This window comes from Nocardioides pini (assembly GCF_026712185.1).
In the GTDB taxonomy this organism is placed as follows: Bacteria; Actinomycetota; Actinomycetes; order Propionibacteriales; family Nocardioidaceae; genus Nocardioides; species Nocardioides pini.
This window is the reverse complement of sequence record NZ_JAPPUX010000004.1, coordinates 542,039-564,166: the sequence shown is the minus strand read 5'-3', so window position 1 is coordinate 564,166 and position 22,128 is coordinate 542,039. Positions and strand designations below refer to the sequence as shown.

Annotated in this window: 18 protein-coding genes and 1 riboswitch; of the genes, 12 read left to right on the top strand and 6 right to left on the bottom strand. The window is 73.9% G+C overall.

Going from position 1 to position 22,128, the window contains the following annotated elements; all coding sequences use genetic code 11:
* Nucleotides 1–30 precede the first annotated feature (30 nt).
* From NYO98_RS16020 to NYO98_RS16010, 3 genes are all read left to right on the top strand, one after another.
* On the top strand, nt 31–1,278 hold the full coding sequence (locus NYO98_RS16020) for a calcium-binding protein (protein WP_268112733.1): 1,248 nt from the start codon (nt 31–33) through the stop codon (nt 1,276–1,278).
* A gap of 67 nt (nt 1,279–1,345) precedes the next feature.
* Nucleotides 1,346–3,598 (top strand): sensor histidine kinase, encoded by a 2,253-nt coding sequence (locus NYO98_RS16015; protein WP_268112732.1) that lies wholly within the window; start codon nt 1,346–1,348, stop codon nt 3,596–3,598.
* 61 nt (nt 3,599–3,659) lie between these two features.
* On the top strand, nt 3,660–4,289 hold the full coding sequence (locus tag NYO98_RS16010) for a response regulator transcription factor (protein WP_326494447.1): 630 nt from the start codon (nt 3,660–3,662) through the stop codon (nt 4,287–4,289).
* 11 nt (nt 4,290–4,300) lie between these two features.
* Here the strand turns inward: NYO98_RS16010 and NYO98_RS16005 are convergent, their stop codons facing one another.
* Genes NYO98_RS16005 through NYO98_RS15995 form a run of 3 tightly spaced genes read right to left on the bottom strand, consistent with a single transcriptional unit; the run spans nt 4,301 to nt 7,492 of the window.
* Nucleotides 4,301–5,236 carry an LCP family protein gene (locus tag NYO98_RS16005; RefSeq protein WP_268112731.1) on the bottom strand — a complete coding sequence of 312 codons (936 nt, stop codon included), beginning with the start codon at nt 5,234–5,236 and terminating at the stop codon, nt 4,301–4,303.
* Nucleotides 5,233–5,847: a hypothetical protein gene (locus NYO98_RS16000; protein ID WP_268112730.1), complete on the bottom strand. Its 615-nt coding sequence runs from the start codon at nt 5,845–5,847 to the stop codon at nt 5,233–5,235. Before NYO98_RS16000 ends, NYO98_RS16005 begins: the two co-directional genes overlap by 4 nt.
* A 34-nt stretch (nt 5,848–5,881) precedes the next feature.
* Nucleotides 5,882–7,492, bottom strand: a complete 1,611-nt coding sequence (locus NYO98_RS15995; protein ID WP_268112729.1) for a N,N-dimethylformamidase beta subunit family domain-containing protein — start codon at nt 7,490–7,492, stop codon at nt 5,882–5,884.
* A 168-nt stretch (nt 7,493–7,660) separates the two neighbouring features.
* Here NYO98_RS15995 and gatC point away from each other — a divergent pair, with 168 nt between their 5' ends.
* The 9 genes from gatC (at nt 7,661) to NYO98_RS15950 (ending at nt 19,401) form a co-directional block, all read left to right on the top strand.
* On the top strand, nt 7,661–7,960 hold the full coding sequence (gene gatC / locus NYO98_RS15990) for an Asp-tRNA(Asn)/Glu-tRNA(Gln) amidotransferase subunit GatC (RefSeq protein ID WP_268112728.1): 300 nt from the start codon (nt 7,661–7,663) through the stop codon (nt 7,958–7,960).
* Complete coding sequence (gene gatA / locus NYO98_RS15985; RefSeq protein WP_268112727.1) at nt 7,960–9,477, top strand: Asp-tRNA(Asn)/Glu-tRNA(Gln) amidotransferase subunit GatA; 1,518 nt, start codon at nt 7,960–7,962, stop codon at nt 9,475–9,477. Before gatC ends, gatA begins: the two co-directional genes overlap by 1 nt.
* On the top strand, nt 9,474–10,979 hold the full coding sequence (gene gatB, locus NYO98_RS15980; protein ID WP_268112726.1) for an Asp-tRNA(Asn)/Glu-tRNA(Gln) amidotransferase subunit GatB: 1,506 nt from the start codon (nt 9,474–9,476) through the stop codon (nt 10,977–10,979). Before gatA ends, gatB begins: the two co-directional genes overlap by 4 nt.
* A 135-nt stretch (nt 10,980–11,114) precedes the next feature.
* Nucleotides 11,115–12,524: a prenyltransferase/squalene oxidase repeat-containing protein gene (locus tag NYO98_RS15975; RefSeq protein WP_268112725.1), complete on the top strand. Its 1,410-nt coding sequence runs from the start codon at nt 11,115–11,117 to the stop codon at nt 12,522–12,524.
* Nucleotides 12,525–12,649: 125 nt separating this feature from the next.
* Nucleotides 12,650–12,765: riboswitch (cobalamin riboswitch) on the top strand.
* A gap of 75 nt (nt 12,766–12,840) precedes the next feature.
* Nucleotides 12,841–14,703: a hypothetical protein gene (locus NYO98_RS15970; protein WP_268112724.1), complete on the top strand. Its 1,863-nt coding sequence runs from the start codon at nt 12,841–12,843 to the stop codon at nt 14,701–14,703.
* A complete protein-coding gene (locus NYO98_RS15965) occupies nt 14,700–15,860 on the top strand; it encodes a hypothetical protein (protein WP_268112723.1) in 1,161 nt (386 codons plus the stop codon). Before NYO98_RS15970 ends, NYO98_RS15965 begins: the two co-directional genes overlap by 4 nt.
* Before the next feature lie 6 nt (nt 15,861–15,866).
* Nucleotides 15,867–16,967, top strand: coding sequence for an energy-coupling factor transporter transmembrane component T (locus tag NYO98_RS15960; protein WP_268112722.1), 1,101 nt, complete (start codon nt 15,867–15,869; stop codon nt 16,965–16,967).
* A gap of 11 nt (nt 16,968–16,978) precedes the next feature.
* Nucleotides 16,979–18,580, top strand: coding sequence for an ABC transporter ATP-binding protein (locus tag NYO98_RS15955; protein ID WP_407673938.1), 1,602 nt, complete (start codon nt 16,979–16,981; stop codon nt 18,578–18,580).
* A complete protein-coding gene (locus tag NYO98_RS15950) occupies nt 18,577–19,401 on the top strand; it encodes an ECF transporter S component (protein ID WP_268112720.1) in 825 nt (274 codons plus the stop codon). Before NYO98_RS15955 ends, NYO98_RS15950 begins: the two co-directional genes overlap by 4 nt.
* Nucleotides 19,402–19,416: 15 nt before the next feature.
* On the opposite strand, the gene NYO98_RS15945 is transcribed toward NYO98_RS15950, so the two are convergent.
* From NYO98_RS15945 to NYO98_RS15935, 3 genes are read right to left on the bottom strand one after another with little or no spacing between them, the layout of a single operon-like run.
* Nucleotides 19,417–20,592: a PQQ-dependent sugar dehydrogenase gene (locus NYO98_RS15945; protein ID WP_268112719.1), complete on the bottom strand. Its 1,176-nt coding sequence runs from the start codon at nt 20,590–20,592 to the stop codon at nt 19,417–19,419.
* Between the two features lie 10 nt (nt 20,593–20,602).
* The gene (locus tag NYO98_RS15940; RefSeq protein WP_268112718.1) at nt 20,603–21,514 is read right to left on the bottom strand and encodes an EamA family transporter; all 912 of its coding nucleotides are present in this window, start codon (nt 21,512–21,514) and stop codon (nt 20,603–20,605) included.
* A 13-nt stretch (nt 21,515–21,527) separates the two neighbouring features.
* Nucleotides 21,528–22,091: a PadR family transcriptional regulator gene (locus NYO98_RS15935; protein ID WP_268112717.1), complete on the bottom strand. Its 564-nt coding sequence runs from the start codon at nt 22,089–22,091 to the stop codon at nt 21,528–21,530.
* Nucleotides 22,092–22,128 lie beyond the last annotated feature (37 nt).

The following is a 22,128-nucleotide window of genomic DNA, read 5'->3' as shown; positions in this document are numbered from 1 at the left end:
ACAGGAACGAATCCATCCTCGGGAGACTGCATGCGCCTCGTCCGTCACCTCGTGCCCGCCGTCGTCGCGACGCTCGGCCTCGCCGCGCCCCTCGCGATCGCGCCGACCGCCCACGCGGCACCGACCTGCGCCGGCCTGAAGGCGACGATCGTGGGCAACGACCGGGCCAACACGATCACGGGCACGCCGAGGCGAGACGTGGTGGTCGCCCGTGGCGGCAACGACACGATCCGCGGTCTCGGCGGCAACGACGTGGTCTGCGGGGGCGACGGCGCCGACACGATCCTCGGCGGCGAGGGCAACGACCGCCTCTACGGCGAGACCGACCTGGTGCGCCTCGACCAGTTCGGCCGGGTGGTCAAGAAGGTCGACACCGTCTCCGGCGGCACCGGTGACGACGCGATCGACCTCGGTTACGACCCGCGGCCGGCCAGCGACGGCACCAGCGTGGTGCTCGACGGCGTGACCTACGTCAACGCCCCCGCGCCGGTGGTCGTCGACTTCCGCGCCTCGGGCACCGTCCCGATCGCCGCCGACGGCAACGACACGGTGACCGGGTTCGACGGAGGCGTCCGGCTCGTCGGTTCGGCCCTCGGCGACACCGTCAAGGGCACCAACTCCGCCGACGTCATCGCCGCGCGGGGTGGCGACGACACGATCTTCGGGCGCGGCGGCGACGACACCCTCTCCGCCGACGCCGCGGGCACGGTCGGCAACGACCGGCTCTACGGCGATGCCGGGGACGACCAGCTCCTGGGCGCCGTCGGCGTCGACACCTTCGTCGGAGGCAGTGGGAGCGACGCCCTGTCCACGACGTCCGAGAGCCACCAGGTCTGGCGCGGTGGCAGCGGGAGCGACACGATGATCCTCCCGATCCCGGCGGAGTCCGGCTTCGTCGCCAAGGGCTACGGCGGGCAGGACAAGCTGCGCCTCCTTCCCAGCTCGAACCCCGCCCTCAAGCCGACCCTGCGCATCGACCAGCTGAGGCGCACGACGGTCCGCGGCCTGCAGCCCTTCACCCTCGAGGGCAAGATCACCGGGTTCAGCGACGTGGTCCTGCCGGCCCGCGCGATGTCGATCTTCAAGGGCAGCAACGACAGCGAGATCGTCACCGCCCACCCCGAATTCCGCGTGATGCTCTACGGCCGCGGCGGCGCCGATGTGTTGACCGGGTCCGACGAGCCCGACCGCCTCGACGGCGGCAAGGGCTTCGACATCGCCCGGGGACGTGGCGGCAACGACACCTGCAAGGCAGCGGAGAAGCGCTCCAGCTGCTGACCACTGCCGCCGCTCCCGGACCGCGCGGCTGCTTCCCCACGGCCGCACGCGGGGGCACGATGCCCTCATGGCGCGCACCAGCAGGCTGCTCGTGCTCGCAGTGGCCTGGGCGGTGCCGGTCTGCTGGACCGTCCTCGCGCTGCTGGCCGGGCCGTCCGACGGCACCAGCCTCTCCTCGAGGCTGCTGCCCTCGGCCGACGCGCGCTACGGCGACACGGTGCGTGTCCGGGCCACCTATGGCGAGACGGCGCTGCGGGTGGGTGACGAGGTCCAGGCCGTCGACGGGCGCACGCTCGCCGACTGGGCGGACGGCACCGGCGACCTCGACGTCGTACGCCGCGAGGTGGGCGACGTGGTCCGCTACGAGGTGCGCCGCCCCGGGTCGGGCCTCGACCTGATCCAGCAGGTCGACGTCACGCTGCACCGCTACCCCCTCGCCGCCGCCGTGCAGGCCGCGCCGCACGTCGTGCTCCTCCCGCTGCTGCTGCTCGTGGTCGGCTCGCTCGTCTTCTGGACGAGCCCGTCGACGGCGTCGGCGTGGGCGTTCCTCGCGGCTGCCGCGCTGCTGCCGGCGACGATGACCTCCACCCCGGTGGGCCTGGGCGTCGTCGACCTCGCCGGCGCGCGCGGCCCCTGGCCCGCGGTCGTCGGCGAGACGATGGCCGCGGTCGGCCTCGTGCTGCTGATGCTCGCGGTCGCCCTGCTCACGCGGCCCGAGGGTCGCGGCCGGTGGGTCACGGCCGCGTTGCTCGGCGCGCCCGCGGTGGGGTACGCCGTCTGGGTGGCCGCGTTCGCCGACGGGACCGACTCGGTGCTGGAGCGGCAGTCGGTGCTGGCGACCGTCTGGCCCCCTGCCCTGTGGGCCGCCGTCCCGGCCCTGCTGGTGCTCGCGACGCTCGCCCACCTGAGGGCCCGCGGGCGCTCCGACGTGCTGGCCACCCGGCTCGCCCTCCTCGGGGTCGGCGCCGGTGTCGGCGCGTGGCTGGTGCTCGGCCCCGTCCCCGACCTCCTCACCGGTGCCCCGCTGCTGCGCGACGACGTGCTCGTCCTGCTCGGCGGTGGGCTCGCCGTCGCCTGTGTGGCGGTGGCCGCCGCGCGCTACCACCTCGGCGAGATCGAGCCGCGGGTCCGCCGCGGCCTCGTCCAGGCGCTCGTGCTGGTCGTGGTGGGAGCCGTCTTCGCCGGAGCCGTGCGGGCGGTGGACGCGGCGGCCGACATCTCCGCCGGCTCGATGCTCGCCGGCGGGCTGCTGGCGCTGCTGCTCCTGCCCGCGGGCGTCGCGGTCCAGCGGACCGTGCGACGGGTGGTCTACGGCGACCGGGAGTTCCCGCACCGGGTCGTGTCGGACCTGCGCCGCCTCGACGCGATGACCGCGCCCGAGGACGCACTGCGCGAGGCCCTCGAGCTGCTGGCCCGCCGCCTGCACCTCTCGTTCGCGGCCGTCGACGTGCTGGCCACGCCCACCTCCGGCCCGATCGCCGCCGCGATCGGCGCCCCGACGGGCACGCCCGCGACCGTCGACCTGTCCGTCGGTGGCACCACCGTGGGGCACCTGCGGGTCGAGGTAGACGCCGGCCACGACCCGTTCGGGCCGGGCGACCGGCGGCTGCTGGAGGACGTGGGGATCCAGGTCGGTGCCCTCGTGCAGGCGGTCACCGCCAACCGCGAGCTCCAGGTCTCGCGGCAACGGCTGGTGGCGGCCCGCGAGGAGGAGCGGCGGCGGCTCAGGCGCGACCTGCACGACGGTCTCGGCCCCTCGCTCGCCTCGCTCGCGATGCGCCTCGAGGCGGCCTCCGACCTCATCGACGACGACCCCGAGCAGGCGGCGAGCCTGGTGTCGCGGCTCTCCGACCAGGCCCGCGAGGGCATCGGCGAGGTGCGTCGGCTGGTGGAGGGGCTGCGCCCGCCAGCGCTGGACCAGCTCGGGCTGGTGTCGGCGCTGCGCCACCGCGCCGCCGAGCACGGCACGTCCGGCGCCGGGGTGCCGTGGACGGTCGTGGCCGCCGACGACATCGAGCCGCTGCCCGCCGCGGTCGAGGTCGCTGCCTACCGCATCGTCACCGAGGCGGTGACCAACGTGCAGCGCCACAGCGGCGCCGACCGGTGCGTCGTACGCCTGGCGCGGGAGGACGGCGAGCTGCACATCGACGTCACCGACACGGGGTCGGGGCTGGCTCCCGACCGCCGCCCGGGTGTAGGCCTGTCCTCGATGCGGGAGCGCGCCGAGGAGCTCGGCGGGTCGTTCGAGGCGGGGGACCGTCCCGGCGGTGGCACGGTGGTCCAGGTGCGGCTGCCGCTCGACCAGGGACCACCGGCATGAGCAGTGCGGGACCGAGCAGGGCACGAGAGCAGTCGAGGAGGAGCCGATGGACGGTCACCGGGTGTTGATCGCAGACGACCACGACGAGTTCCGCCGCGGCCTGGAGGCGCTGCTGGCCGCGACCCCGGACGTCGAGGTGGTGGGCACCGCCTCCGACGGCGCGATGGCGATCGCGCTGGCCCTCGACCTCCAGCCCGACGTGGTGCTGATGGACCTCCACATGCCGCGGGTCAACGGCATCGACGCGACCGCGCAGATCGTCGCCTCCTCCCCGCACATCGGGGTGCTGGTGCTGACGATGATGGAGGACGAGGAGTCGGTCTTCGCCGCGATGCGGGCCGGCGCCCGCGGCTACCTCCTCAAGGGCGCGCGCCGCGGCGAGATCGTGCGGGCCGTCGAGGCCGTGGGCGCAGGCGAGGTGATCTTCGCGCCCGGCGTCGCCGACCGGGTGATGGACTACTTCCTGGGGGTGCGCAACCGGCCGGTCGCCGACGCCTTCCCCGACCTGACCGAGCGCGAGCGCGTCGTGCTCGGGCTCATCGCCGAGGGCAAGGAGAACGGCGAGATCGCGCGGCAGCTCGGGCTGTCGGTCAAGACGGTCCGCAACCACGCCAGCAACATCTTCGCCAAGCTGCAGGTGGCGCACCGCGCGCAGGCGATCGTCAAGGCGCGGGAGGCGGGGCTCGGCTGACGGACGTCCGGTCAGCCGGACCCGTCGCGGCAGCCGCCCTGCAGCCGTGCGTCGTCCCGGGCGTCGAGCCCGACGGCTCGCGCCTGCTCCACGTCCGGGTAGACCACCGAGGCGCCGCTCTCCACCCCGAACGTGCCGACGATGATGCAGGCGTCGGTGCGGCGCGGGTCGACCGTCGTCAGCGCCTGCACGAGCCGGTAGACCTGGGCGGGCGACATGTCGGTCTGCAGCCCGCCGAGCGCGGACAGCGTGACCGCCTCCATGAAGCCCGCCTCGTCCTCGGCCTCGCGCAGCCGGTCGAGCACGCCGAGGAGCAGCCGCTGGTGGTTGGCCGCGCGCTCGAAGTCGCTGCCGCCGGGGAGCGTCTCGCGGGTGCGGGCGTAGTAGAGCGCCTCCTCGGCGTCGAACGTGTTGCGACCACGCCGCACCCGGACGTCGCCGTCCTCGGTCGTGAAGGCCTGCGGCGAGTCCACCTCGACGTCGCCCACGGCGCCCATCATCGACAGGAACCCCTCGAACCCGGTCACCACGACCACGTCCGGCTCGATGCCCATCAGGTCGTCCACCTCGCGGGCGACCCCGTCGGGCCCCTCGTCGCGCAGGGCGGTGTTGAGGCGGGCGCGGCCGTCGCTCATCTCGACGTAGAGGTCACGGGGGAGGCCGATGGCGACGGCCCGGCCGGTGTCGAGGTGCACGCCGATGAGCTGGATGGCGTCGGTCAGGCCCGTCGACACGTCGTCACCGGGGGAGGCCTCGGAGCCGAGGGCGAGGACCCAGACGATGCCGTCGCCCGCGTCGACCGCCTTGGCCGTGCCGACGGTCGTCAGGCTGATGCGCGTCGGGTGCACGGAGGCGGCCGGTACGACGAGCGCGGCGCCGGCGAGCAGCGCCGCCAGCGTCGCGGTGCGGCGTACCCAGGCCGTGCGCCACCCCATGCTCCGGCTCATGCCCCGCCTCCCTCCGCCTCGGCGGGCGTCTCGTCGCCGTCGTCGAAGCTGACGTCGTAGCCGAACACGGACCAGGTGCCGTCGTCGTCGGCCTCGAGCATGAAGCGTCCGTCGAGCACCAGCGGTCGCGTCGTGCCGTCCTCCATGGTCGCTTCGAAGGCGAAGTGCACCGCGGCCGTCCCGCCGATCACCTCGCCCTCCCCGGTCAGGAACGAGAGCCTGGCGTCGAGGTCGGTCGCACGCACGGCGGTGGCGTCGCGCGCCGTGGCCGCGGTGAGCCGGTCGATGTCGCGGGTCGCCTTGCGTGCGGCCACGCTGGTGAAGGGCTCGAACGCCCGGACGAACTCCTGGCGGGGGAAGTCCCCGAGGAAGGCGGCGACCACGTAGTCGGAGAGGACGTCACCGACGGCCCCCTCGACCTCGGTGCGGGTCTGCTCGTCGAGGCGCTCGGCGCCGCTGACCGTCTGGACCCGGAGCGCGGCCGACTCCGGCGTCGGGTCCCGCTCGTCGTCGGGCGGGCTGTTGTCCGAGCAGCCGACCGCGAGCGCCGCGACCGCGACCGCGACGCCGACGCGCGCGGTCCACCCGGCGCGGCGGCGAGAGGGGCCCATGGCGATCATCATGACCGACTCGACCCGACCTGTCTCAGCTCGCCGGGACCGTGTTCGCCGTGGAGAGGTCGAACGCGTCCACGTTGTCCCGGGCCGGGTGCCGCGCGCCGACCGGACCACGGGCGAACTCCGTGACCAGGGTGCCGGTCACCGTCCGGGTGAACTCGCGGGTCGCGGCGCCCAGCGGGCGCTCGCACCGGTCGACCATCGCGCAGCCCCAGCGCAGCGTGCCGGCGTTGAACACCCCGGCCCCCGAGGTGGTCGTGTAGTAGACCGACTGCGTCGTGGTGGCGACGCCCCGGCAGGAGTACGGCGAGTGGCTGAGCACCTGCAGGGGGCGCGGCAGCCGGCCGTCCGGGTAGACGCGGTCGGCCTCGGGACCCACCAGGCCGGGCACGTGGTCGCCGCGACGCACGCCGGTGCCGCGGAAGCCCCACCAGTCCGGGCTGGCGACGACGTAGTCGGTGTCGACGGGGTAGCACTCGTACTGCATCCCCAGCAGGTCGTGCTCGGGGCGCGGCACGGGCGGCTCGCGGAACATCGCCGTGGCGTCGACCGAGCCCTGCGCGTAGAGCGGGTCGAGGTGCGCAGAGTGCCGGTAGCCGACGACGACGCGGGCCGGACCCTCGGTGCCGGGCTCGAGCCGGATCCGCCAGTACATGGTGTTCGCGCCCAGGAAGGCCAGGTTGGTCCCGGCGTCGCGGGCCGCCAGGACGACGTCGCGCATGGTGTTGGTCCAGTACTCGTCGTGGCCCATCGAGACGTAGCCGCGGGCACCGGCCAGCGCGTCCGGCGTGGTGTGCAGGTCGACGTTGGTGAAGTACGACAGGGGCACGCCGGTGCTCTCGGCCCGCACGACGACCGGGATCGCCGCCGTGCGGTAGTCGTTGGCGCCGGTCGCGCCGTTGTAGGGCCGGTCGAAGCTCACCGCGTGGCTGGGGCTGTCGCCGTTGGCGCCGGCGTACAGGCTGTATCCGCCCCACTCGTTGTAGGCCTGCCACGTCGTGACGGGCGCCACCAGCGCGACGGTGCCCCTCGCCGACCCCGACGTCACGACGTACGGCACCTGGGTCTCCCACCCGGTGTCGGTGCGCAGCCGGAAGACGTAGAAGCCGGGCTCCCACGTCGAGGTGTCGACGGTGAGGTCGCGCTCCCAGGGGGCGACCACCGTGCGCCGCTCGTACGACGAGTAGCGCGGCGCCGGCTGCTGCCGACCCTTCCGGAAGCCGGACTCCCAGACGAACGCCCCGGTGCCCCCCTCGTAGGACCCGATCCGGAAGGCCGCCGCCTCCCAGCCGCCCTCGGTGGTGGACACCTTCAGCCCCACCCGCGTGCCCGGCAGGCCGCTGGCGTGCGTGGTGTAGGCCGCGAGCTCGCCGTGCAGCGACGTCCTGGTCACGCGCCAGTCCTCCGACCCGCGCGGTTCGGGGGTGGGCTCCGGCTCCACCGGCTCGGTCGCCCCCTCGGTCGCCCCCTCGTCCACCTCCGTGTCCGCCTGCGCCAGGGGGATGCCGATCGCCGCCCCGCCGTCCGCGCCCGCCTCGGTCGCCGAGTCCCCGCCCGTGCGCCCGCCGGCCGCGCACCCCGTCGCCACCGCCAGCACCGCCGCCACCGTCACCGCCGCTGTCGTCCACCGTGCCCGCATCGCCATCTCCTCGGCCGTGGCGTCGGGGGGTCCCGTCGCCGTGGTGACGACGCTCGTCCGGTGGCACTTCCCGGCGCATGGGGCGGTGATCCCGGCCGGGCGGGACGATCAGGACCACGGTCCCGACCGGGCGCGGGCGCGGGCCGGGCGGGGACCTAGGATCAACCCATGCCTGAGATCTCCCGGGACGAGGTGGCCCACCTGGCCATGCTCGCCCGCATCGACCTCTCCGACGCCGAGCTCGACCACCTGGCGCCCCAGCTGAGCGTCATCCTCGAGTCGGTGGCCTCGATCAACGGGGTCGCCGGGGACGACGTGCCGCCCACCTCGCACGCCCTCCCGCTGACGAACGTCTTCCGCGAGGACGTCGTGGTGCCGGGCCTGACGGCCGAGGAGGCGCTGTCCGGCGCGCCCGCCGTCGAGGACCAGCGGTTCTCCGTCCCGCGGATCCTCGGCGAGGAGGCGTGATGAGCGACCTGACCCGCAGCACGGCTGCCGCGCTCGCCGAGGGTCTCGCCGCCGGCGAGGTCACCTCCGTCGCGCTCACCGAGGCCCACCTCGACCGCATCGACGCCGTGGACGGTGCCGTGCACGCCTTCCTGCACGTCGACCGTGACGGCGCCCTCGCCGACGCGGCCGACTCCGACGCCCGCCGCGCCCGCGGCGAGGCACGCGGCCCGCTCGACGGCGTACCGATCGCGGTCAAGGACGTCCTGACCACCCGCGGGCTCCCGACCACCTGTGGCTCGAAGATCCTCGAGGGCTGGGTCCCGCCCTACGACGCCACCGTCGTCGCGCGGCTGCGCGAGGCCGGCCTGCCGATCCTGGGCAAGACCAACATGGACGAGTTCGCGATGGGCTCCTCCACCGAGCACTCCGCCTACGGGCCCACCCGCAACCCGTGGGACCTCGACCGCATCCCCGGCGGCTCGGGCGGCGGCTCGGCCGCCGCCGTCGCCGCCTTCGAGGCACCGCTGGCCATCGGCACCGACACCGGTGGCTCCATCCGCCAGCCCGGCGCCGTCACCGGCACCGTCGGCGTGAAGCCGACCTACGGCGGCGTGTCCCGCTACGGCCTCGTGGCGCTCGCCAACAGCCTCGACCAGGCCGGCCCCGTCACCCGCACCGTGCTCGACGCGGCGATGCTCCACGACGTGATCGGCGGCCACGACCCGCGTGACTCCACCTCCATCCAGCAGGACTGGCCCTCGTTCACCGAGGCGGCACGGGCCGGCGCCACCGCGGACATGAGCGGGGTGAAGGTCGGCGTGATCACCGAGCTCGCCGGCGAGGGCTGGCAGGGCGGTGTGATGGCACGCTTCCAGGAGTCGGTCGACCTGCTGGTCGCGGCGGGCGCCGAGGTCGTCGAGGTGTCGTGCCCGTCGTTCGTGCACGCCCTCGCCACCTACTACCTGATCCTGCCGGCCGAGGCGTCCAGCAACCTCGCGAAGTTCGACGCGATGCGCTACGGCCTGCGGGTGACCCCCGAGGGCGACCCGAGCGCCGAGGAGGTCATGCGCGCGACGCGCGACGCCGGCTTCGGTGACGAGGTCAAGCGCCGCATCATCCTCGGCACCTACGCGCTCTCGAGCGGCTACTACGACGCCTACTACGGCCAGGCCCAGAAGATCCGCACGCTCATCAGCCGCGACTTCGACGCCGCCTTCGCCGACGTCGACGTGCTGGTCTCGCCGACCGCCCCCACGACGGCGTTCAAGCTGGGGGAGAAGCTCGACGACCCGATGGCGATGTACCTCAACGACCTCGCCACCATCCCGGCCAACCTCGCCGGCGTCCCGGGGATCTCCGTCCCCAACGGCCTCGCCGACGAGGACGGCCTGCCCAGCGGCTTCCAGGTGCTCGCGCCGGCCCTGGCCGACGACCGCGTCTACCGCGTCGGTGCCGCCCTCGAGGCATTGCACGCCGACCAGTGGGGCGGTCCGCTCCTCGACAAGGCCCCCGTCCTGGCAGGAGCAGCCCGATGACCGCGACCCGCACCGAGGACCTCATGCCCTTCGACGACGTGCTGGAGGCCTACGACCCGGCCCTCGGCCTCGAGGTCCACGTCGAGCTCAACACCGCGTCCAAGATGTTCTGCGGCTGCCCGGCCGTCTTCGGCGGCGAGCCCAACGCGGGCGTGTGCCCGACCTGCCTGGGCCTGCCCGGCGCGATGCCGGTGGTCAACGGCAAGGCGGTGGAGTCGGCCATCCGCATCGGCCTCGCGCTCAACTGCGACATCGCCGAGTGGTGCCGGTTCGCCCGGAAGAACTACTTCTACCCGGACATGCCGAAGAACTTCCAGACGTCGCAGTACGACGAGCCGATCTGCTTCGACGGCTACATGGACGTCGACGTGGACGGGGAGACCTACCGCGTCGAGATCGAGCGCGCCCACATGGAGGAGGACACCGGCAAGTCGCTGCACGTCGGTGGCTCGACCGGTCGCATCCACGGCGCCGACTACTCGCTGGTCGACTACAACCGCGCCGGCATCCCCCTCATCGAGATCGTGACCCGTCCGATCCTCGGCGCGGGCGAGAAGGCGCCCGCGGTCGCCCGGGCCTACGTCGCCCAGCTGCGCGAGCTCATCGTGGCGCTCGGCGTCTCCGAGGCCCGGATGGACCAGGGCAACCTGCGCGCCGACGTCAACCTGTCGCTCTCGCCCAAGGGCAGCGGCACCCTCGGCACCCGCACGGAGACGAAGAACGTCAACTCGTTCCGCTCGGTCGAGCGGGCGGTGCGCTACGAGATGCAGCGGCACGCCGCGATCCTCAGCGGCGGCGGCTCGATCCTCCAGGAGACCCGTCACTGGCACGAGGACACCGGCATCACCACCAGCGGGCGGGAGAAGTCCGACGCGGAGGACTACCGCTACTTCCCCGAGCCCGACCTCGTGCCCGTCGCGCCGAGTCGCGAGTGGGTCGAGGAGCTGCGCGGGACGCTGCCGGAGAACCCGACCGTGCGCCGCGCGCGCCTGCAGGCCGAGTGGGGCTTCAGCGACATGGAGATGCGCGACACGATCGGCGCCGGTGCGCTCGGGCTCGTGGAGCAGACCATCGCGGAGGGGGCGGCTCCGCAGGCCGCCCGCAAGTGGTGGCTCGGCGAGCTCGCCCGCCGCAGCAACGAGGACGGCGTCGACCTCGTCGACCTGCCGATCACCCCGGCCGACGTGGCCCGCATCCAGGCGCTGGTGGACGAGAAGGTCGTCAACGACAAGCTCGCCCGCCAGGTCTTCGAGGGTGTCCTCGCGGGAGAGGGCACGCCCGACGAGGTCGTGGACAAGCGCGGCTTGGCGGTGGTGTCCGACGACGGCGCGCTCGGTGCGGCCGTGGACAACGCGATCGCCGCCAACCCCGACGTCGCCGACAAGATCCGCGACGGCAAGGTGGCGGCCGCGGGTGCCCTCATCGGCGCGGTGATGAAGGAGATGCGCGGCCAGGCCGACGCCGGACGGGTGCGCGAGCTGATCCTGGAGAAGCTCTCCTGACGAATTGCATGGTCTAGACAACTTGTTACGGTGGTGACGCGTCACATTGGTCACATCACCAACGAAACGCTCGTGCCACAAGGGGGCTGGCGGCTGCGTGCCGTCGTGGGACCCCGCGCGAGCGGGAAGGAAGTCATGCACCATCGCATTCGACCCATCCGAACCGCGGCCGTCGCCCTGTCGACGGTCGCCCTCGGGGCAGGAGTGCTCGCCGCTCCGCCCGCCACCGCCGACACCTCGTCGGCCCTGCGCAGTGCCAAGGCGGGCATCAATACCGACAGCACCCCGTCCACCGTCGCGGCCGACTGGATCACCGACGAGCTCGCCAACGGGCTGATGGTCGGCAGCAACGGCCCCGACTTCGGCCTGACCCTCGACACCGGTCTGGCCCTGCACAGCGTCCCGGGCCACGAGTCCGGGGTCGCGGCGATCAACGCCGCGTTCAAGCCGCGCGTCGACGAGTACGTCGGTGACGGGACGAAGGAGTCCTACGCGGGAGCGCTCGGCAAGGCCGCGGCCTTCGCCCGCGCAGCCGGTGAGAGCCCGATCGACTACGGCGGGAAGAACCTCGTCGCCCGCCTCGAGGAGCGCACGGCCAACGTGCCCGCAGACCCGGCCGCTGAGCCGCAGGCTGCTGCCATCGCCGGTCGGATCTTCGACAAGTCGGCGGACGGCAACTACGCCAACGTCGTCGGCCAGTCCTACGCCGTACGCGAGCTGTCGCTCGCCCGGTCGACCGAGGCGGCTGCGGCTCGCGACTTCCTGCTCAAGCAGCAGTGCGCGTCGGGCTACTTCCGGCTCAACTTCGAGAAGGCCAACGTCCCCAACCAGTCGTGCACCGAGGGCGCGCCCGGCAGCTCGTCCGACACGGACGCCACCGCGCTCGCGATGATCAACCTGATCGAGTCGCACGACAACTCCCCGGCGGTCAAGGCCGCCCTGGACAAGGCCAGCGCCTGGATGATCGACAAGCAGCGCAACAGCGGTGCCCTGCGCAGCTCCGGTGACGGTGCGCAGATCAACACCAACACCACCGCCCTCGGTGGGTACGCGCTCGGCCTGATGCGTCAGTCCGACGCCGCGCAGAAGGCTGCGCTCTGGGTTCGCAAGAACCAGCCGGTCGACAAGTACAAGTGCCGCACGGCGCTGACCAAGGACACCGGTGCCGTCGCCTTCCGCAAGGACCGGTCCAAGGCAGCGAAGGCCACCGGCATCCCCGCAGAGGCCCGTGACGAGTGGCGCCGCGCCACGGCCCAGGCGATCCTCGGCCTGCAGTTCGCCCCGGCGAGCAAGGACAGGTTCCGCATCGAGTCCGTGCGCAAGCAGGCCCGGGCCGGCGAGCGCGTCCAGTTCCGCGTCTACGGGCTGGCGCCCGGCGAGAGCGCCTGCATGCAGGTCAAGGGCGACTTCCGCCGCGTCAAGGGCAAGACGAAGGGCACCAAGATCGTGCGCAAGCTCCAGCTGCCGACGGGCAACCAGCGTCGCGTCGGTCTGGTCAAGACCTCGGACGACGAGGCCCGTACGACCATCCTGGTGCGCAACTGAGTCACACCCGCTCCACCAGCTGAACACGATCGGCCCGGCGTCCCTCCCATCTCAGGGACGCCGGGCCGACGTGCGCTCCGGGCCGAGGCGGGGCTAGGCTGCGCTCGCCGCACCCGACCGGGTCGGCACCACACACGCCCGAGGTGGGGAAAGTCGGTCCGAAACCGACGCTGACCCGCAACCGTGGGCACGGGAGCGATCCCGTGCGAGCCGGAACACCCGCCTCGACGCGTCTTATCACCATCGCTGTCGAGGAATGCAGCGGGGCGAGCCGGTGCATTCCGCCTCCCTCGTTGTTGCAGCGAGGGAAGGAACCATGAAGTTCTCCCTGTCGAGGACGGCCCTGTCGGGTCTCGCCCTCTCGGTCGCCGCCACCGCGGTGGCGCAACCCCTGCTCGCCCCGGCCCAGGCCGCGACGGACGCCCCGGCCACCAGCGCCGCGCGCGCCGGCACCGGGTGGCTCGCCACCCAGCTCACCGACGGTGTCATCCACAACGACACCTACGACTTCGACGACCTCGGCATGACGATGGACATCGGGCTCAGCATGGACGAGGTCGGCGGCGACCAGGCCCTGGTCCGCCAGATCCGCTCGGCGCTCTCCACGCGCATCCAGGAGTACGCCGCCCCGGCGCCCACGGAGCGCTACTCGGGCTCCCTCGCCAAGTCGCTCGTCTTCGCCCAGGTGTCCGGCGCCGACCCGCGGGCCTATGGCGGGCTCGACCTGGTCGCCGAGACCGAGGCACGGGTGACCGAGGGTGGTCCCAGCGCGGGCCGTCTCGCGGACCTGTCCGCCTACGGCGACTACGCCAACAGCTTCGGCCAGGCGCTCGCCGTGCGCGGGCTCTCGGCGGCCGGCTCCGGCAAGGCCGCCGCGGCGACCGACTTCCTGCTGAAGCAGCAGTGCTCCTCCGGCTTCTTCCGGGTCTTCTTCACCACCGACGCGTCGGCGGCCGACCAGTCGTGCGTCGAGGGCACCGACCCCACCGACACCGACACCACCGCGTTCGTCGTCAGCCAGCTGGCCGCCACCTCGCCGCGGCCCGCCGCCGTGGACGCCGCGATCGCCAAGGCGGTCGCCTGGCTCGCCGCCACGCAGAAGGCCGACGGATCCTTCGTCGGCAGCGCGTTCACGCCCGACCCCAACACCAACAGCACCGGGCTCGCAGCCAGCGCCCTCGCGGCCGCCGGGACCTGCGAGCAGGCCGGCCGCGCGGCCGAGTGGGTGAGCGCGCTCCAGGTCGGTCCGCAGCCCGCGAGCTCGCCGCTCGCCGGCGAGGAGGGCGCCCTGGCCTACGACAGGACCGCGATGGACAGCGCCTCCGCGAGCGGCATCGGCGCGGCTCGTGACCAGTGGTGGCGCGCCACGGTCCAGGCCGTGGCCGGACTGACGCACGCGCGCGGCTCCGCGAAGGCGCTGACGGTGACCTCGACCGGCACCGCGACGAGCGGCACCGCCACCCTCACCGCCACCGGTGGCGCCGTGGGCGACCGGTTCTGCCTCACCGGCCCCGGCATCCAGGGCAGCCGCACGGTCGTCGTCGGCTCGGACCGCACGCTGAGCAGCAAGGTCACCCTCCCCGCCACGGCCGGCGGGGCGACGTACACCCTCACCGGTCGCGACGGCGCGACCTCGCACACCGTCGCGGTGGTGCAGCCTGACGCCCGCGGCTCGGTCGCCGGGGTCCGTCTCGCCGCCCCCGCCGGGTTCCGCAAGGCCGGCAGCAAGGTCGCCCTCGACGTCCTCGGCGCCGCCGCGGGCGCGCGCTTCGTGCTCCGCGGCCCCGGCCTGTCGGACACCACGGTCGTCGCGGCATCGGACGGTGCGCTGACCCGGTCGGTCACCCTCCCGACGACCACCACGACCGCTGCCTACGTGCTCGTCGGCTCCGCCGGCCAGGTCGGTGCCGAGGTCCGCGTCCTCGGCAAGCGCCGGCTCAAGGTCTCGACCCTCGCCGGTGACGGTCCACGCACCCGCGTGCTGGTCCGTCGACTCGCTGCCCGGGAGAAGGTGAAGGTCATCGTCGCCGGTCGGACGCTCGCGAAGGGTCGCGCCAACGCCAAGGGTCGCTTCGTCGCCCGCGTGGCCCTGCCGGACGGCCGGGCCAGGGTGCGCGTGCGCGCGGTGGGCCAGTTCCCCGCCCTGCGCTCCGGCTCGAGGGGCGTGACGCTGCGATGACGACGTACGCCGTGCGCCGCGTGCTCACCGCGCTCCTGCTGGTGGCCGCCCCGGGGCTCGCCCTCGGGTCGGCCCCGGCGGCGAGCGCCGCCACGTGTGCCTCCTCGGGCGGCGTCAGCGTCGTGGTCGACTACCGCGAGCTCGGGGGCGGCATGGTCACCGCCTGCTCGGCCGACGGTGGCGGCAAGAGCGCCGCGGCGATCTTCGCCTCGGTCGGGGTCGGGATCACCTATGCGACCCGCCAGCCCGGGTTCGTGTGCCGCGTCAACGGGGTCCCCGCCAGCGACCCGTGCGTCAACGCCTCGCCGGCCAACGCCTACTGGGGCCTGTGGTGGGCCGACGGGTCCACGGCGTCGTGGACGTACTCGTCCTACGGCGTGGGGTCGCTGACCGTCCCGGCCGGGGGCTCGGTCGCCTGGTCGTGGCAGCAGGACCGCGCCGCCGGGTCCAGCGTTCCACCGGGGGTCGCTCCTCCGGTGACGAAGACGTCGACCCCCAGCTCGACCCCTTCGCCCTCGCCCACGTCCTTCCCGTCGCAGACGTCGTCCCCGACCTCCTCGCCCAGCCCGGGCGGCGGCTCGGGTGGCGGGTCGGGTGGCGGCGGCGGCGGTTCGGGGTCGGGCTCCGGCGCGGGCGGTGGGTCCCAGCCCAGCAGCCCGTCCTCGCCGTCCGGTGGCTCGGGTGGTTCCGGCGGCTCGGGCTCCAGCCCCTCGTCGAGCCCCTCGTCCAGCCCGTCGACGTCCTCGTCGGCGTCTCCGTCCGCGTCCGGGACGCCCTCCCAGGCGCCCCTTGCCAGTGAGTCTCCAGGAGACTCACAGCGCAGCGCCGGCCCGGGAGGGGCCGGGGAGACCGGCGACGGCAAGGGTGACAAGGGGGCCGACGAGGGAGCCGACAAGGCGTCCGACAAGGCGTCCGACAAGGGCTCCGACCGCGGTGAGTCTCCCAGCGACTCACCGTCCAGCTCCGGGGGCGACGCCTCCGGTTCCGCCGCTGAGTCTCCGGGGGACTCAGTGCCGAGCGCGTCCTCCGAGGCGACCGACCCGCAGGCGGGCACTCCTGCCCGGGTGCCGGCGGCCCTCACCTGGGGCGTGCTCGGGCTCCTCGTGGTCGCCATCGCGGGGAGCGCGGTCGTGGCGCGTCGTAGACGGGGGGTCTGACGCGCCGTGACCGGACCGACGGCACTGCCGCGTGACCTGCATCCGCTCGCCTGGTGGGCCTGGGCGATCGGGCTGGCCACGGCGGCCTCCCTCACCACCAACCCGTTGCTGCTGCTCCTCATCATGGGGTCGGCGACGGTGGTGGTGATGGCGCGTCGGTCCGGTCACCCCTTCGGCCGGTCGTTCCGGCTCTACGTGCTGCTCGCGCTGTTCACCGTCGTGATGCGTGTGGTCTTCCGGATCGTCTTCGGAGGCCAGGAGATCGGCCACGTGCTCCTCGACCTGCCCGAGATCCCGCTGCCGGACTGGGCGGCGGGCATCCGGCTGCTCGGCCCGGTCACCAGCGAGGCCGCGCTGGCCGGCCTGTACGACGGGCTCCGGCTCGCCGCGATCATCATCTGCGTGGGCGCCGCCAACTCGCTGGCCAACCCCAAGCGCGTGCTCGCCTCCGTGCCGCCGGCGCTCTACGAGATCGGCACGGCCCTCGTCGTCGCGGTGACGATCTTCCCCCAGCTCGCGGAGAGTGCGCGCCGGGTCCGGGCGGCGCAGGCGCTGCGCGGCGGCGCCACCAGCGGCGTCGGACGGCTCCGGCGCTTCCTGGTGCCGGTCCTCGAGGACGCGCTCGAGCGCTCGCTGTCCCTGGCGGCCGGCATGGACACCCGCGGCTACGGCCGCTCCGGGGGCGCGAGCGTGCGGGAGCGGTGGGTGACCGGGTCCCTGCTGCTGCTCGCCCTGACCGGCATCTGCGTCGGGACGTACGCCTGGCTGGACCCCACCGCCCCGCAGGTCCTCGCGCTGCCGATGCTCGCCGCGGGTGTGGCGGTCGCGGTCGTCGGACTCGCGAGCGCCGGGCGGCGGGTGCAGCGCACCCGCTACCGGCCCGACGCGTGGCGGGGGGCCGAGCTCCTGACCGTGGGTGTCGGCGTCGCCGTCGCCGTGCTCGGCTGGTACGTCAGCCACACGCAGGTCGTCGTGGCCTACCCCGGCGTGGACGTCGTCCCGTACCTCTCGCCGCTCGCCCTCGCGCTGGGCGTCCTCGGCGCCCTTCCCGCGGTCGCGACCCCCGTCCCGGCCACCGCCCCGGTCCGACGCGAGGTGATGGCGTGAACGGCCACGGTGTGATCGAGCTGCGCGACATCGGCTTCCGCTACGACCAGCACCAGGTGCTGGCCGGCGTCGACCTCTCGCTCGAGGAGGGCGAGCTGGTCCTCGTGTCCGGCCGGACCGGCGTCGGCAAGTCCACGCTCCTCGGCATCGTCACCGGCCTCGTGCCGCGCTTCACCGGCGGCGTGCTCACCGGCGACGTCCTCCTCGACGGGCAGAGCATCGTCGACCAGCCGCCACGGGAGCGGGCGCACCTCGTCGGCTACGTCGGCCAGGACCCGCTCGCCGGGTTCGTCGCCGACACGGTCGAGGAGGAGCTGGCGTACGGCATGGAGCAGCTCGGGACCGCCCCGGAGACCATGCGTCGCCGGGTCGAGGAGACGCTCGACCTGCTGGGCATCGCCGACCTGCGCTCGCGCGACCTGCGCACGCTCTCGGGCGGGCAGCAGCAGCGCGTCGCCATCGGGGCCGTGCTGACCACCCACCCGCGCGTGCTGGTCCTCGACGAGCCCACCTCCGCCCTCGACCCGACCGCGGCCGAGGAGGTCCTGGCGACCATCACCCGCCTGGTCCACGACCTCGGCCTGACCGTCCTCCTCGCCGAGCACCGGCTCGAGCGCGTGGTCCCGTTCGCCGACCGCATCTGCCTCGTCACCGGTGACGGTGGCATCCGGGTCGACGAGCCGCACCGGATCCTCGTCGACTCGCCGGTCGCGCCGCCGCTCGTCCACCTCGGCCGCCTCGTCGGCTGGGACCCGCTGCCCCTGACCGTGCGCGACGCACGTCGCCTGGCCCGGTCGCTGCCCGACGTGGCACCGCCCGAGCCGACGTCGGCGTCGGCAGCCGAGCCGCTGCTCGCCGCACGGGGCGTCACCGTGGTCCACGGCTCGCACGTCGCCGTCCGCGGGGTCGACCTCACGCTGGCGTCGGGGCAGGTCACGGTCCTCATGGGTCGCAACGGCTCCGGCAAGTCCAGCCTGATCTGGGCGCTGCAGGGCACCGGCAGGCGACGCTCGGGGACGGTCGACGTCGCCGGCGACGACCCGTCCGAGCTGGCGCCCTCCGAACGGCGTCCGCGCGTCGGGCTCGTGCCGCAGACCGCCGCCGACCTGCTCTACCTCGAGACGGTCGCCGAGGAGTGCGCCGCCGCCGACGCGGGGGCCGAGGCCGAGCCCGGGACCTGCCGGGGGCTCCTCGACCGGCTCGCCCCGGGGATCGACGAGACGGTCCACCCGCGTGACCTCTCGGAGGGGCAGCGGCTCGCGCTCGCGCTGTCCATCATCCTCACCGCCCGTCCCCCGGTCGTGCTGCTCGACGAACCGACCCGCGGCCTCGACTACGCCGGCAAGGCGGAGCTGGCGCGCATCGTCGCCGACCTCGCCGCCGACGACCACGCGGTCCTCCTCGCCACGCACGACGTCGAGTTCGCCGCTCACGTCGCGGACGAGGTCGTCGTGATGGCCGAGGGCGAGATCGTCTCGCAGGGCACGCCGCGACGCGTGCTCGCCGAGTCGCCGTCATTCGCGCCGCAGGTCACCAAGGTCCTCGGACCGCCGTGGCTGGTGGTCGAGGAGGTCGCCGCGGCACTGGCGCGCACGGGAGCGGGACGCCCATGAGCATCCTCGAGCGCACCCGGACGTCGACCCCGCCGGCGGTCGCCCTCCCGATCGGCCCGCGGACGGCCGCGGTGCTGGTCCTCGCCTCGCTCGGCGGCCTGATGATGCTGTGCTGGCCGCTGCTGCTGGTGGCCCAGCCCGGTGACCGGGTCGAGCCACCGTTCATCTTCCTGGCCCTGCTCCCGCTCGTGATGGTCGTCGTGCTCGCCGAGATGGGGGAGGGCGGCATGGACTCCCGGGTGCTGGCCGTCCTCGGGGTCCTCTCCGCGATCAACGCGGTGATGCGTGGCCTCGGCGCCGGGACCGCCGGCATCGAGCTGGTCTTCTTCCTCCTCGTGCTGGGCGGTCGCGTCTTCGGGGCCGGGTTCGGTTTCGTGCTCGGCTGCACGTCGCTGTTCGCCTCGGCGCTGCTGACCGCGGGCGTCGGGCCGTGGCTGCCGTTCCAGATGATGTGCGCGGCCTGGGTCGGCATGGGCGCGGGCCTGCTGCCGCGGCGGGTGACCGGCCGCGCGGAGATCGTGATGCTGATCGCCTACGCGGTGGTCGCGTCCTACCTCTACGGCATGCTGATGAACCTGAGCTTCTGGCCGTTCACCCTGGGCATCGTGGTTCCCGGGCACGAGGGGGCGCTGGCCTACGTCGCCGGTGCGCCGGTGCTGGAGAACGCGCACCGGTTCCTCGTCTACACGCTCCTGACGTCGACCGGCGGCTGGGACACCGGGCGGGCGATCACCACCGGCATCGCGATCGCCGTGCTCGGACCGGCGATCCTCACCACGCTGCGCCGCGCCGCCCGCCGCGCCGTCGTACGTCCGGGCTGAGGCCGCCGACGCGGGTCAGGGCCGGACGAGGAGGATCCGGTCGTCGGCCTGCGTGGGCTCACCGCGCCCGTCGCGGTTGGAGGTCGTCAGCCACAGCAGGCCGTCGGGTGCGGCGGCCACGGTGCGCAGCCGTCCGTACTCCTCGGTGAGGAACGCCCGGGGCTTCGCCGCCTGTCCGCCGGCGGACACCGGGATGCGCCACAGGCGCTGGCCCCGCAGGCCGGCCATCCACAGGTGGCCGTCCGCGAAGGCGAGCCCGCTCGGCGAGGCCTGGTCGACCGGCCACACGAGCTGCGGGTCGATGTACGACGACCCGCCGCCGGCCCCCTCCACACGCGGCCAGCCGTAGTTGCCGCCCTTCTCGACGAGGTTGAGCTCGTCCCACGTCGAGTCGCCGAACTCGGAGGCCCACAGGCGTCCCTCGTCGTCCCACGCGAGGCCCTGCACGTTGCGGTGGCCCAGCGACCAGACCGGGGAGTCGGGGTCGGGGTTGCCGGGGGCGGGCTCGCCGTCGGGGGTGATGCGGAGGATCTTGCCGGCCAGGCTCCGCGGGTCCTGGGCGAGCTCGGGGTCACCGGTCTCGCCGGTCGTCACGTAGAGGTCGCCGTCGGGGCCGAAGGCGATCCGGCCGCCGTCGTGGATGAAGCCGGCGGGGATGCCGTCGAGGACGACCGTCGTCCTTCCTAGCCGCGAGCCGTCGAGCCGCGTGCGGACGACGCGGTTGTCGGTGCCGGTCGTCAGGTAGAAGAACAGCGTCTGGTCGGTGACGAAGTCCGGGGACACCGCGACGCCGAGGAGGCCGGCCTCGCCCTGGGGGACGGCGTCCGGGAGCGTGCCGAGGGGCGTCACCTCGCCGTCCGCCGAGACGCGGTCCACCCGACCGGAGATCCGCTCCGTGACGACGGCGTCGCCGTCCGGCAGGAAGTCCACGCCCCACGGGACCTCGAGCCCCCGGACGAGCGTGTCGACGACCTCCGGCGGCCCGCCGCGGGTCCCCGGCGGCGCGCCGGGCGCGGACTCGCCGTCGGTCTGGCCGTCCGTGGGAGTCGGCTGGCTCGGCAGGTCGGTGGGCTGGGTGACACGGGGGATCGGCTCGGCGTCGGTGCCGTCGGAGGAGCATCCGGACGCGGCTCCGAGCGTGAGGACCAGCGCGCCGACGGCCAGACGCGATCGTGTGCGGCCGCTCGTCATGTCGCCCCCGTCATGTGGCCAGTGTGCCGGGTGCGGCCGAATGCTCCTCGCCGCGATGGCCGGGGGGCTCACCGGGGGCCGACCCGGAGCGGGTGGCCCCGATCGACGCGGCGACGACGCAGCCGATGGCCAGCCACTGGAGGGGCGACAGGTGCTCCTGCAGCACCACGATCGCGGCGAGCGCCGCAGCGGCCGGCTCGAGGCTCATCAGGATGCCGAACACCGCAGGCCGCAGGCTGCGCAGCGCGACGAGCTCGCAGCTGTAGGGGATGACCGAGCTGAGCACCCCCACGAGCGCACCGATCAGGAGCACGCGCCCGTCCCACAGCGACGTACCCGCGCTCAGCAGCGCCGGCAGCGTCATCGCGACCGCCGCGACGATGCTCGCCACGGCGAGCCCGTCGAACCCGGCCCACCGCCGCCCGGTGCTCGCGCTGAGCAGGATGTACGCCGCCCACGCGGCGCCGGCGAGCAGGGCGTACCCGACGCCGGCCAGGTCGAGCCCGGTCCGCTGGAAGCCGAGCAGGGCGACCCCGATGCCGGCCAGCAGCACCCACACCAGGTCACGCGCCCGCCGCGAGCCGAGGAGGGCCAGGGACAGCGGGCCGATGAACTCGATCGTCACCGCGATGCCGAGCGGGATCCGGGAGAACGACTGGTAGATCGCCCAGTTCATCGTCGCGAGGCTGCCCCCGAAGGCGAGCACGACGAGCCAGTCGTGCCGCGTGCGGCCGGAGAACCGCGGCCGGGCGACCACGGCGAGCACGAGCGCGCTCGTCACCAGGCGCAGCCACACCATCGCGGTCGGGGAGATCTCCCCGAACAGGCCCTTGGCGATCGCCGCGCCGACCTGGACCGAGAGGATCCCGACCAGGACGAGGCCGACCGGTCCGAGCAGGGTCGAGCTCGGTCGCTGGGTCACCCGGCAAGACTATTCAGCGAGGCTCGCCGTCCTCGAGGCTGTCCAGCGCGCGGCGTGCGTGACGGCCCTCGGCGGCGAAGTAGTCGAGGCCCCAGTCCGCGACCAGCGAGGGGAACCGGAACGGCTCGCCCGGCCGGTCCGCCCCCCGCAGGGCTTCCCGCACCTCCGTGAGGTCGGTCGTGGCCCGCTCCAGCTCGGCCAGGTAGTCCAGGAGCATGCGCCGGGTCTGCCCGGGCTCGCTCGCGTGCCCGATCAGCAGCCGCAGCAGCACCGTGTGCTTGAGGACGGGGAAGCCGGCGGGCGTCCGGTCCATCCACTCCTTCAGCGCCCGCTCGCCGGCGTCGGTGATGGCGTACGTCGTCACCTCGCGGCCGCCGTCCGCTCGCGCGTCGGCCCGCACCAGCCCGAGCCCGGTGAGGCGTCGCAGCTCGGTGTAGATCTGGCTCATCGCGGGGGAGACCCAGTAGAAGCGGAGGGTGATGTCGGCGCGCTGCTTGATCTCGTACCCCGTCAGCTCGTCGCCGAACGTGAGGAGGCCGAGGATCGCGTAGCCCGTCACCGGGACGTCTTGACTCATCGCTCCTCGAGAGTAGTGTTCCTAATCGGAATAGTCA

Excerpts from the sequence above, each read along its gene's own strand:
- NYO98_RS16020 (WP_268112733.1), top strand. The coding sequence starts at position 31 with ATGCGCCTCGTCCGTCACCTCGTGCCCGCCGTCGTCGCGACGCTCGGC.
- NYO98_RS16015 (WP_268112732.1), top strand. The coding sequence starts at position 1,346 with ATGGCGCGCACCAGCAGGCTGCTCGTGCTCGCAGTGGCCTGGGCGGTG.
- NYO98_RS16005 (WP_268112731.1), bottom strand. The coding sequence starts at position 5,236 with ATGAGCCGGAGCATGGGGTGGCGCACGGCCTGGGTACGCCGCACCGCG.
- NYO98_RS16000 (WP_268112730.1), bottom strand. The coding sequence starts at position 5,847 with ATGGGCCCCTCTCGCCGCCGCGCCGGGTGGACCGCGCGCGTCGGCGTC.
- NYO98_RS15995 (WP_268112729.1), bottom strand. The coding sequence starts at position 7,492 with ATGCGGGCACGGTGGACGACAGCGGCGGTGACGGTGGCGGCGGTGCTG.
- gatC (WP_268112728.1), top strand. The coding sequence starts at position 7,661 with ATGCCTGAGATCTCCCGGGACGAGGTGGCCCACCTGGCCATGCTCGCC.
- gatA (WP_268112727.1), top strand. The coding sequence starts at position 7,960 with ATGAGCGACCTGACCCGCAGCACGGCTGCCGCGCTCGCCGAGGGTCTC.
- gatB (WP_268112726.1), top strand. The coding sequence starts at position 9,474 with ATGACCGCGACCCGCACCGAGGACCTCATGCCCTTCGACGACGTGCTG.
- NYO98_RS15975 (WP_268112725.1), top strand. The coding sequence starts at position 11,115 with ATGCACCATCGCATTCGACCCATCCGAACCGCGGCCGTCGCCCTGTCG.
- NYO98_RS15970 (WP_268112724.1), top strand. The coding sequence starts at position 12,841 with ATGAAGTTCTCCCTGTCGAGGACGGCCCTGTCGGGTCTCGCCCTCTCG.
- NYO98_RS15965 (WP_268112723.1), top strand. The coding sequence starts at position 14,700 with ATGACGACGTACGCCGTGCGCCGCGTGCTCACCGCGCTCCTGCTGGTG.
- NYO98_RS15950 (WP_268112720.1), top strand. The coding sequence starts at position 18,577 with ATGAGCATCCTCGAGCGCACCCGGACGTCGACCCCGCCGGCGGTCGCC.
- NYO98_RS15945 (WP_268112719.1), bottom strand. The coding sequence starts at position 20,592 with ATGACGAGCGGCCGCACACGATCGCGTCTGGCCGTCGGCGCGCTGGTC.
- NYO98_RS15935 (WP_268112717.1), bottom strand. The coding sequence starts at position 22,091 with ATGAGTCAAGACGTCCCGGTGACGGGCTACGCGATCCTCGGCCTCCTC.